Here is a 19,930-nt window from a genome sequence, read left to right on the forward strand (position 1 = left end):
ATGGCCGTTAGCAATATTTTGCATCTGGGAATAAAAGAGCTGCGTAGTCTGTGGCGTGATCCGGTGTTGATGATTTTTATTGTTTACGCATTCAGTTTGTCAGTTTATACGGCTGCCACAGCGATGATTGATTCGTTGAATAATGCACCGATAGCGATTGTTGATGATGATCGCTCTCCCTTATCAATGCGCATTGTGGATGCTTTTTATCCGCCGTATTTCAAACCACCGGTGCTGATTGAACAGCATGAAGTTGATGCCCGAATGGATATGGGGATTGATACCTTTGCCTTGCATATTCCGTCCAATTTTCAGCGTGATCTGCTGGCGGGGCATCAACCCGCCATTCAATTGAATATTGATGCCACGCGCATGGGACAAGCATTTACCGGTAACAGCTATGTGCAGTCGATTGTCAGTGGCGAAATCACCACGTTTGTAGAGCGCCACCGACAGGTCAGCGTGACGCCGGTGGATTTGGTCTTACGTGCCAAGTTTAATACTGAACTCAACAGCCAGTGGTTCGGTGCAGTTATGCAGGTCATCAATAACATCACCATGCTGTCAATTATTCTGACCGGTGCAGCACTGATTAGAGAGCGTGAGCACGGCACAGTCGAACATTTACTGGTGATGCCGGTGACACCTTTTGAAATCATGGCCAGCAAAGTCTGGTCGATGGCTTTAGTCGTGTTGGTGGCGACAGCTTTGTCGTTATGGTTAGTGGTGCAACTTTGGCTGGCAGTGCCGCTGCATGGCTCAGTCGGACTGTTTTTGTTTGGCACGTTGCTGCATCTATTTGCCACAACATCGTTAGGTATTTTTCTTGGTACCATCGCCCGATCTATGCCTCAATTCGGTTTGTTGATGGTATTAATTCTGTTGCCATTACAGGTGTTATCGGGTGGTACAACTCCCCGCGAAAGTATGCCGGATATTATTCAGCACATTATGTTGTTGGCGCCCAACACACACTTTGTGATGCTGGCCCAATCAATTCTTTATCGTGGAGCAGGGATAAGTGAAGTCTGGCCACAGTTTTTAAGTTTGATTCTGCTGGGTGGCGCTTTATTTGGTTTATCGTTGAGTCGTTTTCGCAAAACTATCGCCTCAATGGCCTAATGATAAGTTTCACGTTTTAAAAATATTGGCTTCATCACTTATAAAGGTACCAATGCCGCGAATTTGCGAATTTCGTTCAGCGGTTTGTTCAACTGCTAATTCAATTTCATTATTCGAGTTCTGTATCTGATGCATAGTTGAGCTTATTTCCGCTGAAACGGCGCTTTGTTCTTGCATCATTTGCGCGATTGATTGATTTAATTCACTGATTTGTGTTGAAAAGTCTGTGGAATGTCCAATCATTGAATTGGTTTTTTTGACCATTTCGAGAGCGGTTCCGCCATCTTTATTGCTTTCCAGTAGTTTACTCATCACGGTGTCCGTCGCCGCATTAATCTTTTCAGCAACAGCCATAATATCTCTTGAGGCATTTTGACTCTTCTCAGCCAGATTGCGTACTTCTGAGGCTACAACTGAGAAACCTCGTCCATGTTCTCCGGCTCGTGCTGCCTCAATTGATGCATTCAACGCTAACAAATTAGTTTGGGCAGAGATTTCAGTGATTAACAAAACAGAAGATTGAATGGCACTGGTATCATGTTGTAAACGATCAAATTCCTGTTTTACTTCGCTCAGCTTGTCGATAAGTGAATTAACTTTGGTAGAAGCACTATCTGCCATTGATTGGCACTCACCCAATTGTTTGACTGTTTGAGAAGAAAGGTTTGCGGCACTTTCTGTTGTTTTGGCTACTTCGTTGATACTGGCAGACATTTGTAGACTGGCTGAAGCAACAGCTTCAACACGTTGGCTTTGCACATGCAGAGATGAAAGGTTTTGTTTCGCACTAATAACCGATAAGTGTGTGAGATCGTCGAGTTGTGTGCCAGCGGATTTAAATTCATTAATGGTGCGATTCATAAGTGCATAAAAATCTTCTACTGATTTACTGAACGTTGAATCGTTTACATTTTTCGCCTGAATATTTTCTATCTTAATAGTCAAATCACTTTGCTGCGCTGCAACCTGCATCGCGGCCATAACTTGAGTGGATAAGCGGTATTGTGAATTCATTCGCAGACAGAAATATACCAATACAGCCGTTTCCAGAATGACAAAGGTTGCATGCACAGCAAACGTCGCCCAATCACAACCTTGACCGTAAACAATGTACGGTATACTGCCGATACTGGTTTCCGCTAATTGCAGCGGTACTGAAGCCGCATGATGTATGGCAATCACAGAGGCAGCAACCAGCATCACACGATAATCACGCCAGATAATTAAAAACGCTAATGCAGCAAAAATATGAAAATGCATTTCCAGTCGGCCTAGCTGCTGCATAATCAGGATCATCGACATCATCATCATGGCTGCTGACATCACACTTCTTGAAAACAATGTTCCAGGCAAAGTATGAAACACATACCAGGCGGCTAAAACCACTATAACAGCAGGAATGGCCCCTTCAATATGAGTTCCATAGCCTATCGGTACTAGAAAAAAGATGAACGGCAAGTGGGCCAACAATAACCATAAAACAAATTTGTCGTTACTGACGTTGTCCTGCCAATGGCGTTGTTTTATGTTTTCTTCAATGGTTTGTTGTGTGGTTGTTTGGCTATTCATATAAAGTAATTCCGCGTCTTTGCAGTATCAATAAATCGTCCAGGATGTGCTGGCTGTTTGGCGAACGATAGGTAATCAAACCTTTAGCATTCGGATGAGATAGGTATATATATCCGGAGTGATGAGCAGTGTTTTGCTGATCAGAGAAGTTTTCGGGCAACAGTGCCATTAGCTCACTTAGTGCCTGTCCATCCTTTGGGATTAGGATTTGCATAGCCGGAGCAAACTCCGACAGATATTCAGTTAACGCTTCAGCTGAATCATCGCCGGGCTTTAAATTGATAAACAAATAGCTCAAATCACCTTGATACCCTGTGTTGACCTTACGCAGTAGGCTGATATTGGCTGGACAGGTTGAGCGACAGCTGCTGAACAGACTGGTAATTAACAAAGGACTAGAGCTTGATTCACCTACGGCAAACGGTTTTTCTGTTAACTGCAATCTTGTCTCGATACCATTTAGTGAGCCGGGAATTACTGCAGCAGTGAGCTTATGAGACGTTAAAATCAATACCATGCCAGTAATAATTAATAACAGGGTGAAAACTATATGCAGGATAGATTTGAGGGTTAAACTTGACTTCACTCAATGCTCCGATGGTTACTCTGAAGCATCAGTTGATGAAGAGTAGTTGTTAATTCAGATTGTAATTATTGGATTTGAGGAGTGAATTGGCTGTGAAGATCAGACCGAAAATCGGTTCGTTCAGTAAAGCTTATTGGATTGTGTGAAGAAGGTCACAGTTCAGCTTGGCATAACGCCATTAGCCGATGTTCCGACCAGGAAAACTGTTCAAGCGAACTGATTTCAGAATGGATATTGGTGAGGATAGAAGCTTCGGCAATACGCCGGGGGTTGACATAAATAACCTGCATTCCAGCTGCGTGCGCCGCTCTAACACCGGTTGGAGAATCTTCAAAAACCAGACAATGCTGTGGATCTACCTTTAGGTTTTCAGCACTTTTCAGATAAATTTCCGGATGGGGTTTGGTGTTTTTGACATCATCGGCAGTTTGAACTGATGTGAAATACGTTTCAATTTGTAGACATTGCAATACGGTATGACATACGGGTTTTGGCGCGTTGGTGGCAAGACCAATAGGAAAATTCATTGTGTGGATTTGCTTCAGTAAATTCAGAGCACCTTGCATCGCCACGGGTGTTTGCTGAATCTGTTGGCAAACTCGCTGAATAACGTTCTGTTCTGACTCTTCAAGTGAGAAAGGAGTCCGGGCCTTTTGAGACCAATATTGCGATACTTGCTGCATATTCATATTGCGGGTATTCAGCTGGTCAGACTCAGTTATATCGATACCGTAGCTGGAAAACACGTGTTTTTCGGCGTCATCCCAGATTTGTTCGGAATCAACAATCACACCATCCATATCAAAAATAACGGCTTTAATCATGCAGTAAGGCAATCAACGGTTTTAATAATTTGAAAGTACATATTTAAATCAGTCATCAGGCAACATTTCAGCTATAGATAGAGTCAGATAATCGGTTGGCATGAGAGCGACAGGTTACTGTTCCAACAGTGTCAATAATTCTGACCAGATGTTGTCGAGTAATTGAGGTTGCGCTTTTGCCGTTGGATGAATGCCATCAGCCTGCATCATTGCCTCACCATCATAAACGTCGGCAAGGAAAAAAGGCAGGAAGGCGAGATTATATTCTTCTGCCAGACTGGAATAAACATTGGCGAAAGCCGTGGTATAACGAGGACCATAGTTAGGTGGAATTTCAATGCCAACCAGTAATACTTCAGCCTCACGCTGTTGTGATAATTCAATCATTCTGGCTAAATTGTTGCGAATAACATCGGGTGGAAAGCCGCGTAATCCATCATTACCGCCTAACTCAATGACGACAATGGCAGGATCATGTTTTTCCAGTAAATCCGGTAATCTGCGTAAACCACCGTCGGTTGTTTCACCACTGATACTGGCATTGGCAACATTCCAGCTACCAGGGGTTTCCTGTTCAAGACGATCTTTAAGTAGTTCAACCCAGGCGGCATCACTGTCGATGCCGTAGGCAGCACTGAGACTGTCACCAACAATTAACAGTTTTTCCGCTGTGGTTCAGCCGCTTGCAGCTGAAAGCTGAACAAAACGAACAGCAGATAAATAAACAATTTATGTGTAGGTAATAAGGTTTTCATAACCGCCAATTAATTTTGTGAGGAAAGCATGTCCACAGATAGACAACCGAATCCATCAAACGACTTCATGATTGAGGTACAAAATCTGTCGCATTCTGTTGATTTGGGTACTGACTCACTGACGATTCTGCAGCAGGTCAATCTCAGCATCGGCAAAGGTGAATCAGCTGCAATCGTTGGTCGCTCAGGTTCCGGTAAAACCACACTGTTGGGTTTGTTGGCAGGGCTGGATTTACCGACCAGCGGCACCGTGCATCTTGATGGACATCTTATCAGTGCTTTGTCGGAAGATGAACGTGCCAGCCTGAGATCCAGACGTGTTGGTTTTGTATTTCAATCATTTCAATTATTACCTACATTATCTGCTATTGAAAATATCATGTTACCCATAGAGTTAGCTGGCTTACCTGATGCAAGGTCTAAGGCTGAGGGGTTACTTGATAGGGTGGGTTTAGCTGAGCGCATGCAGCATACCCCGCGACAATTATCTGGGGGCGAACAGCAACGTGTCGCCATTGCCAGAGCGTTTGCTGTGGATCCACAGGTGTTATTTGCCGATGAACCCACCGGTAATTTGGATACTCGCACCGGCGAAGCAATCACCGAATTGTTAATGACATTAAATCGTGAGCAAGGGACAACGTTGGTGATGGTGACACATGATCAACAGCTGGCAGATCGTTGTCAGCGGCACTTTGTGATTGAGGCAGGCGTTTTGCACGAAAAACAATCTGACAAGCAAACGGTGACAGCTGCATGAGTGTGACCAGCAAAGTTATCTCGTTCAGTCAGGACTTACGTGAGCGAAACGTTAAAGTGATGTTGCTGGCAATGATTATTGCCGTAGCAACAGTCGCGACAATTAATGCGTTTGCCGATCATTTACAGCGCACCTTAATGACATCGGCCAGTGGCTTTTTAGCGGCGGATCGGCAGTTAAATAGTCGAACTAATGCCCCTATACCAGAAGCCTGGTATGCAGAAGCCATTAACCAGGGACTGGAAGTAGGCCGGATGGTGGAATTTGGCACCATGGTATCCAATGAAACACAGTTTCAACTGGTGGCAATTAAAGCCGTTGATAATGCCTATCCACTTCGCGGTGAGCTTGAATGGCAAGCTAATCTGGATAGCACTCGAGAAACAATCACATCTGGTCCAAAACCGGGTGAAGTCTGGTTAAATCCGCGGTTAATGCGCTTATTGGAACTGCAGCCCGGCGATTCATTGGAAGTGGGGGCAACTACGCTTACAGTGAGCGGTGTTATCGTGCGGGAGCCCGATGGCGGTTTTCGGCTTTCTGATCTCGCGCCCAGGGTAATGATGCATATTGATGATGTCGCAGCAACTGAGGTGATTCAACCGGGCAGTCGTGTTCGGCATCGTGGTCTGTTTGCCGGAAATACAGCTGCATTAGCGGATTTTGAAGCATGGTTAGAACCACAGCTCACTGAAAATTATCGGTGGATAAATGTCCGGCAAGGGGAAACCCTGGGTGAGTCGCTGGATAAAGCCGAAGGTTTCCTGTTACTGGGCGGCAGTCTTGCCGTATTACTGGCAGTAGTGGCGATCGCGGTTGCCAGCAGACAATATGCCCTCAGCCAGCGAGATCGTGTGGCCTTGTTAAAAACCATGGGATTAACCGGTAAACGCATTCGTAAACTGTATATCTCCCGACTGGTTGTGTGGGGGTTAATGTCAACGTTGATTGGCGTCATGCTTGCGATTCCGGCTGCCTGGTTATTAGCCTCGATGACAGCACAATTAATGGATCAGCCATTACAGTTTGAAGTGGATTTCTGGCAACTTTGGCCTGCAATCCTTACTGCATTAGTGGCGTTATTTGCTTTTGCCTATCCACCCATCGACCGTTTGCGTAATACACCTGCAATGCGGGTGTTTCGCAGTTTGCCAAGCAATGATTCATCAGCTTTAGCAAAGGATTTGCTGTTAGCGGTGATAGTGATATTTGGTTTGTTATGGGTATATGTCAACGATATTGTGCTGGTAATGGCGTTGCTTGGAGCGGTTGTCGCATTGGTGGTTTCATTAGCGATTGCTGGCGCGGGACTTATCTGGATATTACGCCGGTTTCCGGCAGGAAAGGGCAGCTGGCGATTGGCAGTGATTGCCTTGTACCGACATCGAAATGCCACCTTATCGCAAATGTCAGTGTTTGCCATGACCATTATGTTGGCTGCCACATTGCTTCTGGTGCGTTCTTCGCTGTTAGCCGATTGGCAGGCACAGTTGCCCGAAGATGCACCGAATCATTTTCTGCTGAATATTGCACCGGAATCAGTTGATGAGGTAGAGGCTTTCTTTAATCAACATCAGATAAACCGTAGTCCGTTATATCCAATCATTAGGGGCAGATTAACGGAGATCAATTCTCAACCAGCTGTAGAAGTCGCATTAAACAAAGATGATGACGAACTGCGCCGGGAATTGAACCTGACGATTTCCGATTCCTATCCTGACGACAATCAGGTTATTGCTGGGCAATGGTTTGAAGCCGATGAGACCAAGGGACTTTCAATTGAACAGTCATTAGCTGAGTCATTGGGTGTTGAAGTGGGGGATGAACTAGGCTTTACCGTCGGGGCTGAAAAAATAACCGCCACCATCACCAGTATTCGCAGTGTGCAATGGGACAGTATGCGACCTAACTTTTTCCTCATCTTTCCACCGAAAGGGGCGATAGATGGACTGCCTAGCACCTCATTGACCAGCTTTTATCTTGCTGAGCAGGATAAACAGTTACTCAATGATTTTGTAAGGCAGTTCCCAACCATTTCAGTACTCGAAATTGATCATATTATCGACCGCATTCAGCAAATCATTCGGCAAGTAACGCAGGCTGTTGAAGCGATATTAGTGATGATTTTATTAGCTGCCATTGCAGTGATGGTGGCGGTGGTCAGTGCCACGATGTCAGAACGTCAACGTGAGGGAGCCTTATTGCGAACCCTTGGTGGTCAACAACGATTATTAGTCAGAGCGACCATGCTGGAGTTTGCCTTAATTGGTTTTCTGGCAGGCATTCTGGGTGTGCTGGCCGCCGAAATAGCCGTATGGGCGTTGCAATATCGTATCTTTGACGGTGAGTTTCGCTGGCATTGGCCGGTGGTATTGAGCATGCCGTTTATCAGTGCCGTTATTCTTGCGATATTGGGACGTTGGCAATTAACACCGGTATTAACCGTCTCGCCAATGTTGTTATTACGAAGACTGGAATAGGCTTAAAGTTAAAGCGTGTTTGGATATCGCAGTATTAATCAATGTTGCATGGCTAAAATAAACGTCTCATTATGTGCAGGTTTGCATCATTGAAGATGCCTATTTTGTTTAGGAATGACTGTGCGTCGAGTGTATCGTTTTATTTTCCGTGTGTTGCTGCTAACGATATTGGCGTTTGTATTGCTGAGCGTGTTGCTGGTTTTGCCATTTCGCTGGGTGAACCCGCCGATCACGATGGTTATGGCGGATAGATGGATACATTCTTCGGAAGACTTTCAGTTACAAAAGAGTTGGTTAAGTTGGGATGAGATTCCAAAACATGCGGCTTTAGCTGTTGTGGCTTCTGAGGATCAGAAATTCCCTTTACATAAAGGCTTTGATGTAGATGCGATACAGCAGGCTTTAAAAGAGCGGGAACGCAGAGGCGGACTTCGTGGAGCCAGTACCATTAGTCAGCAAGTCGCAAAGAATATGTATTTATGGACTGGCCGCAGCTGGTTCAGAAAAGGCCTGGAAGTCTGGTTTACCTTGTTGATAGAACTCTCTTGGAGCAAACAGCGCATTCTGGAGGTGTATCTAAATATTGCCGAGTGGGGGCCTGGCGTGTTTGGTTTGGAAGCTGCCAGTCAATATCATTTCAACCGAACCGCGGCAAACCTGACACCGATGCAGGCAGCATTACTGGCCTCCTCATTACCCAGCCCGTTAAATTACAATCCAGCGAGACCTGCACAACATCTGCATAAACGTGCCGAGTGGAATCTTCAGCAACAACGTAGACTTGGAGGTGTGCAATGGCTGGCACCTTTAAATAACGAATAAGGTCATTTGCCAGGTATTAATGTGAGCCGTATCACATGTTTACCGTAAATTATTGAATCTTCACATTAAATAAACATCATCTTCATAAAATGCTCATCAGTAATTGATTGCTCTAGGATCAATTAACATTTTTTATAAAAGGATGATTACGATGAGAATGAATCAAATGGCGTTAGATCTTGAAACATGGGCTCGTCATTACGCTGAAGAGAATGTTTTCGAACATAATGGCGAAATTATTGATAGTGAAAAAGCATTTTGCTCAGCTGGTTTACATGCACAAGCGAATCCCAACTATCATGAATGGCTTGCCTCAAGATCCTAATTAATTTCAGATTGCTATAAGTTAATGACATATTAGATTAATCATCAGACTATGTTCATCTGTATCAAGCTTGGAGCTAGTTTCCTTTGAAACTTTACTGAACAAGCTTGGCTTTTAGATTTGATATTATTTTTATCAGTAAGATTAACGAGGTGAACTTTTATGGATATGACACAGCATACGATGGAAAATCTTTTTTTACAGCTAGGTCTTGATAACAGCGAAGAGGCCATTGAACAGTTTATTAAGCAACATGACCTGCCTGAAGGCGTGAAATTGGAAAATGCCTATTTCTGGTCACCATCCCAATCTGCATTTATAAAAGAATGTCTGGCTTTAGACTCCGATTGGGCTGAAGTGGTTGATCAATTAAACGTTCAGTTAAGGCAATAATCCTGCTGCCAAGGTTTGTAGTATAAGCACTTTAATTTCATTAGCCTTGTTGGCCGCAATGGACCTTTTTATTTTATTAACCAATACCAAAAAGCGTATCCAAAACCGGTAGCTAAGATAATCCAGCAAGCAACTATTACAATGGCTGCGTAACGATTTTCGGGCAATTTAACGGGGTTGGTTTTGGCCTGAGTCAGACTATCTCGCCAAAGTTCATCAGGTACCATTTTCATAGCAATATAAATTCCCAATGGCAAGATAAGCAATTCATCTAAATAGCCAATAATCGGAATAAAGTCTGGAATTAAATCAATCGGGCTTAGTGCATACGCCACCACAATAACAATCAACCACTTTGCACGCTTAGGCATTGCTGGATCTTTACTCGCTATATACAAAGCCGACAGCTGAAGCATCATAGTTTTAGCAAATTGTTTAAATTTCTCAATTAGCATTAATTCGCATTTTAATAGTATTAATAATATTTATTAATAAATGATAGATATTTCTGTTTGTAATTAATTTTCAATATGAGTGATTAAGATTTAAAACACTTGACAAAAAATTCACATATCTTGCACTTAAATATTGTTATTAATTCTATTGATTTATGCACAAAAATGCGTATTAATTAAGAAAAAAATAAATATAAAAATGCTGGAGAGGGGATGAAAATGTTCAATAAATTACTCAAAGCCGAGTTGGCTGAAATTCGGTATCAATATAACGAACTTGAAAGTCTCATTGATTCCATTGATGCTTCTGTCGCCACTATACGATTTAGCCCAGATGGAATCGTTGAAGCCGTCAACGATAACTTCTTAGCAGTTATTGGTTATGATAAATCAGAAGTTATTGGTCAACATCATAAAATTTTCTGTGATCCCGATTATGTTAAATCTTCTGAATATAAAGGATTTTGGGAAGATCTTCGTCAGGGAAAGAAAAAAGCCGGCACCTTTAAACGTATTACTAAAACTAACAACGCGCTTTGGTTGGAAGCAACTTACTTTCCTATTGTTAACAAAGACAACAAAGTGACCGCTATTTTTAAAATAGCTTCTGACGTAACCAATATGGACAATAAAATTCGCGATCTTGAGGCTGCTTTCAGTGCATTAAATCGTTCCATGGCTATCATTGAGTTTACCGCCGATGGTCATATTTTAAACGCCAACGAAAACTTTCTGGCAGCGGTTGGTTATTCATTAAACGACATCGTAGGTAAGCATCATCGCATATTCTGTTTTGATCAGTTCTATGAAGAAAATCCCAATTTCTGGTCTCAAATCGGTTCGGGACATTTTTTTACCGGTCAATATGAGCGAAAACATGCTTCAGGTCAGACCATATGGCTAGAGGCGTCTTACAATCCGGTACTTGATGATACAGGTAAGGTGGTAAAAGTGATTAAGTTTGCCAGTGATATTACCAATAAAATCGAGTTAAACCATAAAGTTATGCGTGCTGCGGAAATGTCATTTTCTACCGCTGAAGAAACTGCACAAATTGCTAAAAATGGTGCGGAGTTGCTTACAACATCAGTGCAAATGTCCAACATCATATTGCAGCATGTCTCTGAGACCTCAGGAAATATTGAACAATTAAACGCTGAATCAAAAAATATCGAAAACATTGTTTCAACAATCAATGATATCGCCGAGCAAACCAATTTGTTGGCGTTAAATGCAGCTATAGAAACTGCTCGTGCAGGTGATCAAGGACGGGGTTTTGCGGTAGTTGCTGACGAGGTAAGGAAACTGGCATCAAGAACCAGTACTTCAACCGATGAGATCAAAGAAGTTGTCAGAAAAAACCGTAAGTTGACGAGTGATGTGACGTTAAAGATGGATAGTGTTAAAGAGCGTGCAATGGCCAGCAATGATCAACTTAATGCAGTATCGTCGGTAATGAATGAAATATTACAAGGAGCTGAGGATGTTTCTCGAACAGTTTCATCATTGCTATAGCTCAGAGGAATGATTTCTTTCGGATTAATTTCAGGAATGCGTCTGTTAAATAATTAAAGTCCTGAGCTTTTGGTACGCCATAATGATAATAATCATTCAAACCAATGATGGAAAAAATGATGGGCCTGAAAACTTTATTAATATCACTCATCTTTCTCATCACAGCGTGCACGTCCGAAAATGTTGATGACCTTCCTTTAAAATTAGCAGGGGTAAATTACCTCGGTGATTTGCCTACTCTTGTCGCCAGCAAAAATAATCTTTTTGAAAAAAACCATTTAACGATTAATGTCTCATTTACAGACTCCGGGAAGCAAAATCTTGATGATTTGCGTGCTGGTAAAGTCGATTTCGCTTTAATGTCTTCTACCCCTTTTATTCTCGACAAATTAGCTAATGCAGGTAATGAGTTATCCGACAATGAACCGGTTATTCTGGGCAATCTGTTACATTCAACACAGGTGAATCAGATATTAACTACGCAAGGTAGAGACATCCAAACAGTTAATGATTTGAAAGGCGGCAAAGTAGGTTTAGCTAAAGGTACAAATTCTGAATATTTGTGGTGGTTATATTCAGTTTTTTATCAAGTAACGCCGGGTAGCGTAGAAATTATTGATTTACCGGTATCTGAGTTAGGAGAAGCTCTGCAAAATGGTGAGGTTGATGCCATTGTCGTTTGGCAGCCATGGACAAACCAATTTATGCAGCAGTATGACGGCCAGTTGAAGCAAGTTGAAGGCAGTCATGTATATAGTGCTAAATGGTTACTGGTCACCACCAGAGAAATGGTGCGTGACAATCCTTATTATTGTCAGCAAATATTAAAAGCTTATGCGCAAGCTATCAACCTTATACAGACTGACACTGAAAAAGAGATGCTGATTTATAGTGAGCATGCCAATAAAGACCAATATGCCGACACTAATTACCAACCTGGCCTACACCAGCTAAATCTGAATTGGGCTTTAATTGCAGAGCTACATCAAGGTATTCAGTGGGCAAAACTCCATCATTTTCCAGGATCTGATCAACCAACCGATGTGACTTCGTGGTTCGCTCCTGAACCCATGCAAACAATAAAACCGTTTTTAGTAAAAATTCCAACGGTAAGTTCTACAGAGACCTTGCCATGAAAATGGTTCAGATATCTGTTTTATTTATCAGTACATGCTTGCTAGGCTTATTTTTTCTTATTGTTTTGGCTGCCTGGAGTTACGGCCAAGTCGAATCTAAACGCGATGAACTGAATGCTCTTGGTGCCATTAAACATAAAATCGATGCCTTATCAGTCGGCAGCGATAATTTATTGATTTTTCGTGGTGATGACAGGTTATGGCAGGTTTTTTTAAATGATGCACGGACCATCCAGGCGCAGCTTGATGCATTAGAAAAAGGTAAATTCAATGCTCAACGGGCGATACGCCACATCGATCAATTAATTCAATCGATGGAAGATGCTTATCATACCCCGCCCGAAAATAGTAATCTTATAAACAATGACTTAAGTCTAAATCCACTAGCCTTACCTTTGAGATCTCGACTAATTATCAATCAGGTTGCAGATCATGGCATTGCCATTGAGAGTGCGATAGATCAGTTAATGCAAGAAAACCAACAAATTATTGAAAGTCATATCAACCGAATTCTGTTTGTTTATATATTCTCCGCACTGGTTTTTGGCATTTTGTGTGTAATCGCCTTCGGAATGATGTATCAACGAATTGCTGTTCCTACCCGAAATCTTATTAACACGATTACCAGAATATCTGCCAGTGATGAAACAGCCAGGGCTGAGGTAATTGGTAAAGATGAAATGGCTGAACTTGCCGTTGCATTTAATGCTTTACTGGATCAAAAAGATCTTTCCAAAAAACATATCATTCAACAACAAACCGAGCTGAGTCAGCAGGCTAATTTATTGGAAATCGCCGGAAGAATCACACGATTCGGCGGCTGGTATGCGGATATGGAGACTAATCAGCTCAAATGGTCGGATATGGTGGCTAAAATTCATGGAAAGCCATTGGGCTTCTCGCCCTCACTTGATCAGGGACTCTCTTTTTACATCCCCGAGCATCAAGCTCGAATCAAAGAACTGTTTACCGCATGTTATGAGCAGGGGACTCCCTATGATGCTGAATTACAAATTATTAATTCAGCTGGTGAGCCTCTATGGGTACGTACATCAGGAGAAGCTGTCCGAGATTCAAAAGGTAAGATCATTGGTGTACACGGTGCTTTTCAAGATATATCAGATCGTATGGAACTGGAAAATCGTTTACGTCAATCTCAAAAACTGGAAGCTGTCGGCCAACTCACGGGCGGGGTAGCACACGATTTTAATAATCTATTAACAGTGGTTATCGGTAATTCACAGATTCTCACTGAGACGCTTGAAGAATCAAACAAGCTTAAACCGTTAGCCGAAATGATTTTGCAAGCTGGTTATCGTGGTGCAGAGTTAACCCGCAGCTTACTGGCTTTTGCCCGCAAACAACCACTCGATCCTAAACCGGTCAACATTCAACAATTAATTAAACAGCTGTGGCCTTTGCTAGAGCGGGCGTTAGGCGCTGAGATTTCCATTCAATTTCATGCAGATGATAATTTGCAGCAGGTGATGGTCGATCCAGGGCAGTTTGAAAATGCATTACTCAATATTGCCCTAAATGCTAAAGATGCGATGCCTAGTGGCGGACGCATTGTTATAGAAGCTCAAAATACCCATTTACCTGATAGATATGCTGAGAATCATCAAATTGATGCAGGTGAATATATCGTTATTGCCATTTCAGATTCGGGGTGTGGTATTGCTGCAGATAAGCTCCAGAGAGTGTTTGAACCGTTTTACACCACCAAACCAAAAGATAAAGGAACTGGTTTGGGCCTTGCGATGGTGTATGGCTTTATCAAACAAAGTAACGGTCATGTAAATATATATTCTGAGCCAGAACAGGGCACTACTGTCAGATTGTATTTACCAATTGCTACCTCTAATGATTCGTCTGCCAGAAACACTCAACCTTCCATTAGTGAAATACTTCCGGGGTATGAGCATATTCTGGTTGTCGAAGATGATGCTTTAGTCCGTGATTATGTTGTCTCGCAATTAACGGCTTTTGGTTATCAAGTCATCTCTGCGAACGATGGCCAGCAGGCGATAGAAATTCTGGAGTCGGATCAAGTCATCGATTTGTTGTTAACCGATGTTGTTTTACCAGAAGGATTAAATGGTCGGCATATTGCTGAAAAAGCCGTTAAATTGCGACCATCATTACGCGTGTTATATACCTCCGGTTACACTGAAAATTCTATTGTGCATCATGGGCGATTGGATCCGGGCGTCATGCTGCTCTCTAAACCCTACAGTCGTGAAGAATTAGCTATTAAAGTACGAATAGCTTTAGATGCTGGGGTGGCAGAGAAGTAACAATCAGCTTATTTGCTTCGTTTGTGTTCTTATCCGTACATTCAAAGCTTACAAACATGCATGATAAAGAAATCTGAACGGCAAAATATCCCTTATTAATACGGTATATTCCATTTAAATAGCGGTTTTATTGTTTCTACAAATAACCTGAAAGTTTTCCTCCAGACTTGTAAAAATTACATGATTTATTCACATGAATTATGTGAATCGTACATCGCTATATGACGGGTTTATAATGATAAACACTCTTAAATATCATCTATAACTAGCTGATATAAATAGTTTATATTATTTATTTTGTACACGGTTAAATAGTCAGTTGAAAACATGGCACAAGGTCTGCAATAACTCCAATACAAGGGAAGTATCTTCGGCACTTTCTTTGATAGAAATTCTTTTTAGCTTCACGTTAGCTAAACTCATAGTCGAAATTAAATTAGGAGAATGAAATGTTTAAACAACTATTTCTTTCAACTGCACTTGCTACAGCTTTTATTGCCACACCTGCATTAGCAGGGGATCATGACAAACATGATGCTCAAGGTGAGACCCAAACCTACGACAAGGTCGATAGAGATGGAAAAAAAGTAACGCCTGATAAAAAAGCATATGACAAAAACAAATCTAAAGATGGCAACGCGCAACATCCAGCTCATGAAATGGGCGAAGGTGATCCAGCGAGAGAACAAGGCCAATAACCAATAAGCTTTATAGTTATTAGGGTTAATGGGGGCGTAGCGTTTTTAACGGAGTAAGAATTCTCAAGTCGATTTCTCAGTGTCGGTTTGAATAATTACTTAGGGAAAGTAACGCTACGTTTTCATTTCTTTTTTGGCGTTCTCATCAATCTTAATGACAACCTAATTAACTTCTTATTAGGCAATAACAGTTAAAAGCTGTACCTACATTCAAGGGTGCAGTTGTTATTTGTTGAAGTCTGCATAATCCAAATCACTACACGTTCGTATCGCGCTATCCATTCATAGGGGAACATTATGTTCAAACATTTGTGTATATCCACGATCATGGCAGGCAGCTTTATTCTGACACCTGCTTTGGCAGAGAATAATAAAATTCAAAATAATGCATTGAGTAGCCAGCAAAATATTCTGTTGGCAGAAAATGACAGTGATCGGACTTCCAAAGATAGCTCTAGCCGGGGCAGTGTGACTCAAGGCGTGATTGGGGCTGAAGCCAAGGAAAATAGACAGCTCGTTCCTGAAGAATCCGCCGCTGAAAAGAGAGAACAAGATCCGTCACCCAATATTCGTTTACCGGATGATAAACAGGATAATGTAGATTCAATACCACCAGCCGCAGAATAAAATTAGTTCAATCCAGCTTTAACGCCTTAGTTTATAACTGTTTAAGAATCTGACAGGCATTGCGCCCTTCGCTTAATAAGATGATGTTTTTATGAATACAGGCATCCGTCCAACCAAATACATTATCCGGAGCGGCGTGCTTGGAAAAAAATTCCAAATCAACAGCCCTGATATTGGCAAATTGATACAACTCTATGTGTTCACTGTTCCAGCTTCCTACCCAACCATCCGTAGCATTATTGATTAATGTTTGTCGTTGATAATGTTTCTCAAAACCTGCCGCTTCAACATCGGCTATCTGAATCAGATGTTCATTGAAACTAATCTTGTATAACAACATCATTGCGACTATAAAAGTAACAATACTTATGCAATGAATAAGATGATCTGTACTGGTTAAACCAGGATTTTTGGTATAACACTGGACACACGATTTAGCAGTTTGAGTCACCTGATATTCACATGTTTTACATTTAACGAGTTTTGCCATTATGAAATTCCCTTTTTTGTAATCGCTATTGAGAATTAACTGGCGAGTTTTCGATAATTATCAATGATCCAATGTACTCTCTCACAGGCTTGAATATATTCAAGAATCATTGAAACAGGAGGGGATTGAATGGTTTCAATACCCAGTCTGGTATATTCCAGACTATGAATTAGATTTCCCAAACGGGGATCCAGAACGGTAATTTTGCCCATTTCGATTTTGCCTTGCATAATCGAGTCTGTATTAATCTTCTGTGTCGTAGTAGATAAACCATAGAGTTGTTTCTCCAATACATCCCATGCTTTGCGCATAGAATATATTGGAAAAAGGGTCGCTTCTTTTTTGAGGGAAGCCCATTCCGTTGAGGCTTTTTTTACATGACTGGTATCCATAAATCACCACTCTTTTCTTTAATAGTGCAGCGGTAGTCAGGCGTTTAAGAACGACTTAGCTGCTGTTTACGCTCAGTAAGCTTTTCACCGAGCAATAATAAATCCAGACTACTTTTTTCCATCAACGGAAACATTTCTTTTTCTTCTTCCTCGACATGATGCTCAATATATTCAGAGAGCACTTTAACTTTCGCGTCGAACAATTCTTCATCGGCCTGCATTTGTTGAATTTCCTCAATCAGCGTTTTGGCGCCATCATGTTCAACTTGTGCTTCGTCAATCAGATCTTTTTGACCAGAAATTTTTTCAAGAAACGCCGGATAAATAATTTCTTCTTCTAACTGCGTATGCACTATCAGCTCGGCACAAATTTTATCGGCCAGTTTCTTTTTTCCGACGTATGCTTTTGGGCCCAACTCTTCATATTGGGCGAATGCCTCTTCAACCTCGCGGTGTTCTTTTTTCAAGAATGTTATGGCATCGCTATGTTTAATTTTTGAGTCAGTCATTTTGTTTTCCTATGTTTAATTGACCTGCTATTGGTTTGATTGCAATTAATGTACCCATCAATCCAAATCATTCATCAAGCCCTTCTAGGCTTTAATGTGAGAAAGTTTTATGCAGAAGAGCGTGATATAGGAAAATCGAATATCGGTAAAATTTACTGTCGCGAGAGAAATATTTATAGGTAGATCGCCATTTTGTCGAGTCACAAGTTTCTGCTCAATTCAGCTGATAAAGCCGTTTAAGCCTCATTTTGTTGCATGGCATAAGGATTGCTGGAATGGTGTTAACCATTACGCTAGTAAATTGATTTCAATTAATGGTCTGACAGAAGAATGTCGGCATGGAGCATGCCTTGATGTAATGAGAAATCACAAGCTGAAACAGGTCTCTAAATTTTTGTATTAGACGTTCTGGACCTTGTTTTAAAATAATTTATAAGGAGTAACCATGTTCAAAACAATAGTGTTTACCGCCACTCTTGCTTTTACATCCTTTATGTTGTCAGGATGTTCGGATGAGCAAGATAATCAAGTAGGACAGGACGTTAATCCTGAATGGAGTGAAAACCCTTATGAGGATGAACGAGCTGTTCAAAACCCGGAACCTACTGATGAAATAAATCGTAATCGAGAAGGGGACCAGCTTAACGAAAACAATACTGATAGCGACGAAACTGGCTTAGATGAAGCTACCGAGCAAGGTATTGGCCAACAGTATTGATTTTATTCATCTATTAGCTTTGCTTGATAATCTAACTCAGACTAGCCCAATAAACCGTTATGGTTTATTGGGTTTTTTAATGGATTTTTACACCATTTGCAGCGGTAGGCTGTGGTCGCCACGGTTTACCATCACAAAACGCATAATTTTTACAGTTTTTTGTACAGCCTCGACAAGGTAAACGCTGGATCTCGACCTTTTTCTTTTCGGTTTGCTCGGGTTTGTTTTCATTCATTACACATATTCTCCAAATTCAGCATGAGACAATACGATTTATTGGGTGAATACAACGTGAAAAGTGACAAAGTGTTTTAACAAAGAATGCTTTTATTATTCGTTAAAAATGCTGAAATAAGATTATGCTGTCCCACCAGTAATAACTGAAAACACGTCAGCATCCAAGGCTATTTCACTCGGTATTAAAGGAATCACCTATGCGTTGGAAAGGTAGACCGAAAAGCAGCAATATTGAAGATAGACGCTCAATGCGTCCTTCAGCAGCAGGGGGAATGGGGGGCGGCTTAAGATTGTTACCGCTGCTGTTTCGGTTTTTAGGCTTTAAAGGGACATTGCTGTTAATCGCTGGTGTATTGGCCTATGGCATTTTTACCGGAAGTCTTGGCAGCATGTTGTATGCGCTTGGACTTGGTGGCAATTCTCCCACCACTGTTACCACAACCGCGTTAAATGAATCACCGGAAGAAAAGCAATTAGTTGAGTTTGTGTCTGTCGTATTGGCCGATACGGAGCAGACTTGGAGCACGATATTTGAAGAGAACGGTCAGCGATATCAAGAACCTCGCTTAGTGTTGTATCGTGGCGTGGTTCGGTCAGCTTGTGGCACCGCACAATCGGCAGTTGGCCCGTTTTATTGTCCTGGCGATCAACAGATTTATCTCGATTTGAATTTTTTTGATGAACTCGCCAATCGTTTTGCAGCACCGGGAGATTTTGCTCAGGCTTATGTCATCGCCCATGAGGTGGGACATCATATTCAAACCTTGATGGGAATATCGGCTGAGGTTCACGCTGCACGAAGTAGATTAAGCACAGTTGAAGCCAACAAACTTTCAGTAAAACAAGAGCTTCAAGCAGATTGTTTTGCCGGGATTTGGGCCAATCATGCTAACGATAAACGACAGTTGCTCGAAACAGGGGATATCGAAGAGGGGCTTCGGGCAGCCAGTGCAATTGGTGATGATACTTTGCAAAAGCAATCACAAGGACATATCAGCCCTGATTCATTTACCCACGGTAGTTCACAACAACGTATGCAGTGGTTTACTACGGGATTTGAAACAGGTGATATCACGCGTTGTAATACGTTTGAAGAGTCTTAAAAGCGTATGTCTAACATCAATTTACGCTTTTTGCGTATCTTACAAAATAACTGTATTCAATAAATGTTAATGAGTAAGACGCTTTATATATCTCTATTGCCATTCTTAAAGAAATAT

20 protein-coding genes and 2 pseudogenes are annotated in these 19,930 nt (G+C 41.7%); 14 read left to right on the forward strand and 8 right to left on the reverse strand.

Annotation, left to right across the window (positions count from 1 at the left end; all coding sequences use genetic code 11):
- Positions 1 to 1,122 (forward strand): ABC transporter permease, encoded by a 1,122-nt coding sequence (locus E8Q33_RS04930; protein WP_069296813.1) that lies wholly within the window; start codon positions 1 to 3, stop codon positions 1,120 to 1,122.
- 9 nt (positions 1,123 to 1,131) lie between these two features.
- Here the strand turns inward: E8Q33_RS04930 and E8Q33_RS04935 are convergent, their stop codons facing one another.
- From E8Q33_RS04935 to E8Q33_RS04950, 4 genes are all read right to left on the reverse strand, one after another.
- Positions 1,132 to 2,691, reverse strand: a complete 1,560-nt coding sequence (locus E8Q33_RS04935; RefSeq protein WP_136553227.1) for a methyl-accepting chemotaxis protein — start codon at positions 2,689 to 2,691, stop codon at positions 1,132 to 1,134.
- Positions 2,684 to 3,277, reverse strand: coding sequence for an SCO family protein (locus E8Q33_RS04940; protein ID WP_136553229.1), 594 nt, complete (start codon positions 3,275 to 3,277; stop codon positions 2,684 to 2,686). The genes E8Q33_RS04935 and E8Q33_RS04940 overlap by 8 nt, the downstream gene beginning before the upstream one ends.
- A 152-nt stretch (positions 3,278 to 3,429) precedes the next feature.
- Positions 3,430 to 4,101 (reverse strand): HAD family phosphatase, encoded by a 672-nt coding sequence (locus tag E8Q33_RS04945; protein WP_136553231.1) that lies wholly within the window; start codon positions 4,099 to 4,101, stop codon positions 3,430 to 3,432.
- Between the two features lie 114 nt (positions 4,102 to 4,215).
- Positions 4,216 to 4,761: an arylesterase gene (locus E8Q33_RS04950; RefSeq protein WP_136553233.1), complete on the reverse strand. Its 546-nt coding sequence runs from the start codon at positions 4,759 to 4,761 to the stop codon at positions 4,216 to 4,218.
- Positions 4,762 to 4,884: 123 nt separating this feature from the next.
- Between E8Q33_RS04950 and E8Q33_RS04955 the strand changes: the two genes are divergently transcribed.
- The 5 genes from E8Q33_RS04955 to E8Q33_RS04970 all read left to right on the forward strand — a co-directional run bounded on the left by E8Q33_RS04955 (position 4,885) and on the right by E8Q33_RS04970 (position 9,636).
- Complete coding sequence (locus E8Q33_RS04955; RefSeq protein ID WP_136553235.1) at positions 4,885 to 5,616, forward strand: ABC transporter ATP-binding protein; 732 nt, start codon at positions 4,885 to 4,887, stop codon at positions 5,614 to 5,616.
- The gene (locus tag E8Q33_RS04960) at positions 5,613 to 8,096 is read left to right on the forward strand and encodes an ABC transporter permease (protein ID WP_136553237.1); all 2,484 of its coding nucleotides are present in this window, start codon (positions 5,613 to 5,615) and stop codon (positions 8,094 to 8,096) included. The genes E8Q33_RS04955 and E8Q33_RS04960 overlap by 4 nt, the downstream gene beginning before the upstream one ends.
- A gap of 114 nt (positions 8,097 to 8,210) precedes the next feature.
- Complete coding sequence (gene mtgA, locus E8Q33_RS04965) at positions 8,211 to 8,918, forward strand: monofunctional biosynthetic peptidoglycan transglycosylase (RefSeq protein ID WP_069296808.1); 708 nt, start codon at positions 8,211 to 8,213, stop codon at positions 8,916 to 8,918.
- Between the two features lie 151 nt (positions 8,919 to 9,069).
- Positions 9,070 to 9,243: a hypothetical protein gene (locus tag E8Q33_RS15435; RefSeq protein WP_168800144.1), complete on the forward strand. Its 174-nt coding sequence runs from the start codon at positions 9,070 to 9,072 to the stop codon at positions 9,241 to 9,243.
- Between the two features lie 162 nt (positions 9,244 to 9,405).
- Entirely contained in the window at positions 9,406 to 9,636 is a 231-nt protein-coding gene (locus tag E8Q33_RS04970) for a DUF2789 domain-containing protein (RefSeq protein WP_136553239.1), read from the forward strand.
- 68 nt (positions 9,637 to 9,704) lie between these two features.
- Here the strand turns inward: E8Q33_RS04970 and E8Q33_RS04975 are convergent, their stop codons facing one another.
- Positions 9,705 to 10,091, reverse strand: a complete 387-nt coding sequence (locus E8Q33_RS04975) for a YkvA family protein (protein WP_247869934.1) — start codon at positions 10,089 to 10,091, stop codon at positions 9,705 to 9,707.
- A 219-nt stretch (positions 10,092 to 10,310) separates the two neighbouring features.
- Between E8Q33_RS04975 and E8Q33_RS16665 the strand changes: the two are divergent.
- From E8Q33_RS16665 to E8Q33_RS05000, 6 genes and pseudogenes are all read left to right on the forward strand, one after another.
- Positions 10,311 to 11,075, forward strand: a pseudogene (locus E8Q33_RS16665) (PAS domain-containing protein); the annotation flags it as partial.
- Positions 11,076 to 11,231: 156 nt separating this feature from the next.
- Positions 11,232 to 11,606: pseudogene (locus E8Q33_RS16670) on the forward strand (methyl-accepting chemotaxis protein); the annotation flags it as partial.
- A gap of 116 nt (positions 11,607 to 11,722) precedes the next feature.
- Positions 11,723 to 12,742: an ABC transporter substrate-binding protein gene (locus E8Q33_RS04985; RefSeq protein ID WP_168800154.1), complete on the forward strand. Its 1,020-nt coding sequence runs from the start codon at positions 11,723 to 11,725 to the stop codon at positions 12,740 to 12,742.
- Entirely contained in the window at positions 12,739 to 15,039 is a 2,301-nt protein-coding gene (locus E8Q33_RS04990) for an ATP-binding protein (protein ID WP_136553243.1), read from the forward strand. The genes E8Q33_RS04985 and E8Q33_RS04990 overlap by 4 nt, the downstream gene beginning before the upstream one ends.
- A gap of 449 nt (positions 15,040 to 15,488) precedes the next feature.
- Complete coding sequence (locus tag E8Q33_RS04995; RefSeq protein ID WP_136553245.1) at positions 15,489 to 15,737, forward strand: hypothetical protein; 249 nt, start codon at positions 15,489 to 15,491, stop codon at positions 15,735 to 15,737.
- A gap of 297 nt (positions 15,738 to 16,034) precedes the next feature.
- The gene (locus E8Q33_RS05000; RefSeq protein WP_136553247.1) at positions 16,035 to 16,364 is read left to right on the forward strand and encodes a hypothetical protein; all 330 of its coding nucleotides are present in this window, start codon (positions 16,035 to 16,037) and stop codon (positions 16,362 to 16,364) included.
- A gap of 31 nt (positions 16,365 to 16,395) precedes the next feature.
- Here the strand turns inward: E8Q33_RS05000 and E8Q33_RS05005 are convergent, their stop codons facing one another.
- The 3 genes from E8Q33_RS05005 to E8Q33_RS05015 are packed head-to-tail and all read right to left on the reverse strand — an operon-like array spanning position 16,396 to position 17,755.
- The gene (locus E8Q33_RS05005; RefSeq protein WP_136553249.1) at positions 16,396 to 16,854 is read right to left on the reverse strand and encodes a hypothetical protein; all 459 of its coding nucleotides are present in this window, start codon (positions 16,852 to 16,854) and stop codon (positions 16,396 to 16,398) included.
- A gap of 35 nt (positions 16,855 to 16,889) precedes the next feature.
- Positions 16,890 to 17,246 (reverse strand): hypothetical protein, encoded by a 357-nt coding sequence (locus E8Q33_RS05010; RefSeq protein ID WP_069297027.1) that lies wholly within the window; start codon positions 17,244 to 17,246, stop codon positions 16,890 to 16,892.
- Between the two features lie 44 nt (positions 17,247 to 17,290).
- On the reverse strand, positions 17,291 to 17,755 hold the full coding sequence (locus E8Q33_RS05015) for a hemerythrin domain-containing protein (protein ID WP_136553250.1): 465 nt from the start codon (positions 17,753 to 17,755) through the stop codon (positions 17,291 to 17,293).
- A 445-nt stretch (positions 17,756 to 18,200) separates the two neighbouring features.
- On the opposite strand from E8Q33_RS05015, the gene E8Q33_RS05020 reads away from it, so the two are divergent.
- Both E8Q33_RS05020 and E8Q33_RS05025 read left to right on the forward strand, forming a co-directional pair.
- Positions 18,201 to 18,473, forward strand: a complete 273-nt coding sequence (locus E8Q33_RS05020; RefSeq protein WP_069297029.1) for a hypothetical protein — start codon at positions 18,201 to 18,203, stop codon at positions 18,471 to 18,473.
- A 434-nt stretch (positions 18,474 to 18,907) separates the two neighbouring features.
- On the forward strand, positions 18,908 to 19,813 hold the full coding sequence (locus E8Q33_RS05025) for a neutral zinc metallopeptidase (RefSeq protein ID WP_136553252.1): 906 nt from the start codon (positions 18,908 to 18,910) through the stop codon (positions 19,811 to 19,813).
- Positions 19,814 to 19,930 lie beyond the last annotated feature (117 nt).

The sequence above is a fragment of the Methylophaga sp. SB9B genome (assembly GCF_004832235.1).
Lineage (GTDB): Bacteria > Pseudomonadota > Gammaproteobacteria > Nitrosococcales > Methylophagaceae > Methylophaga > Methylophaga muralis.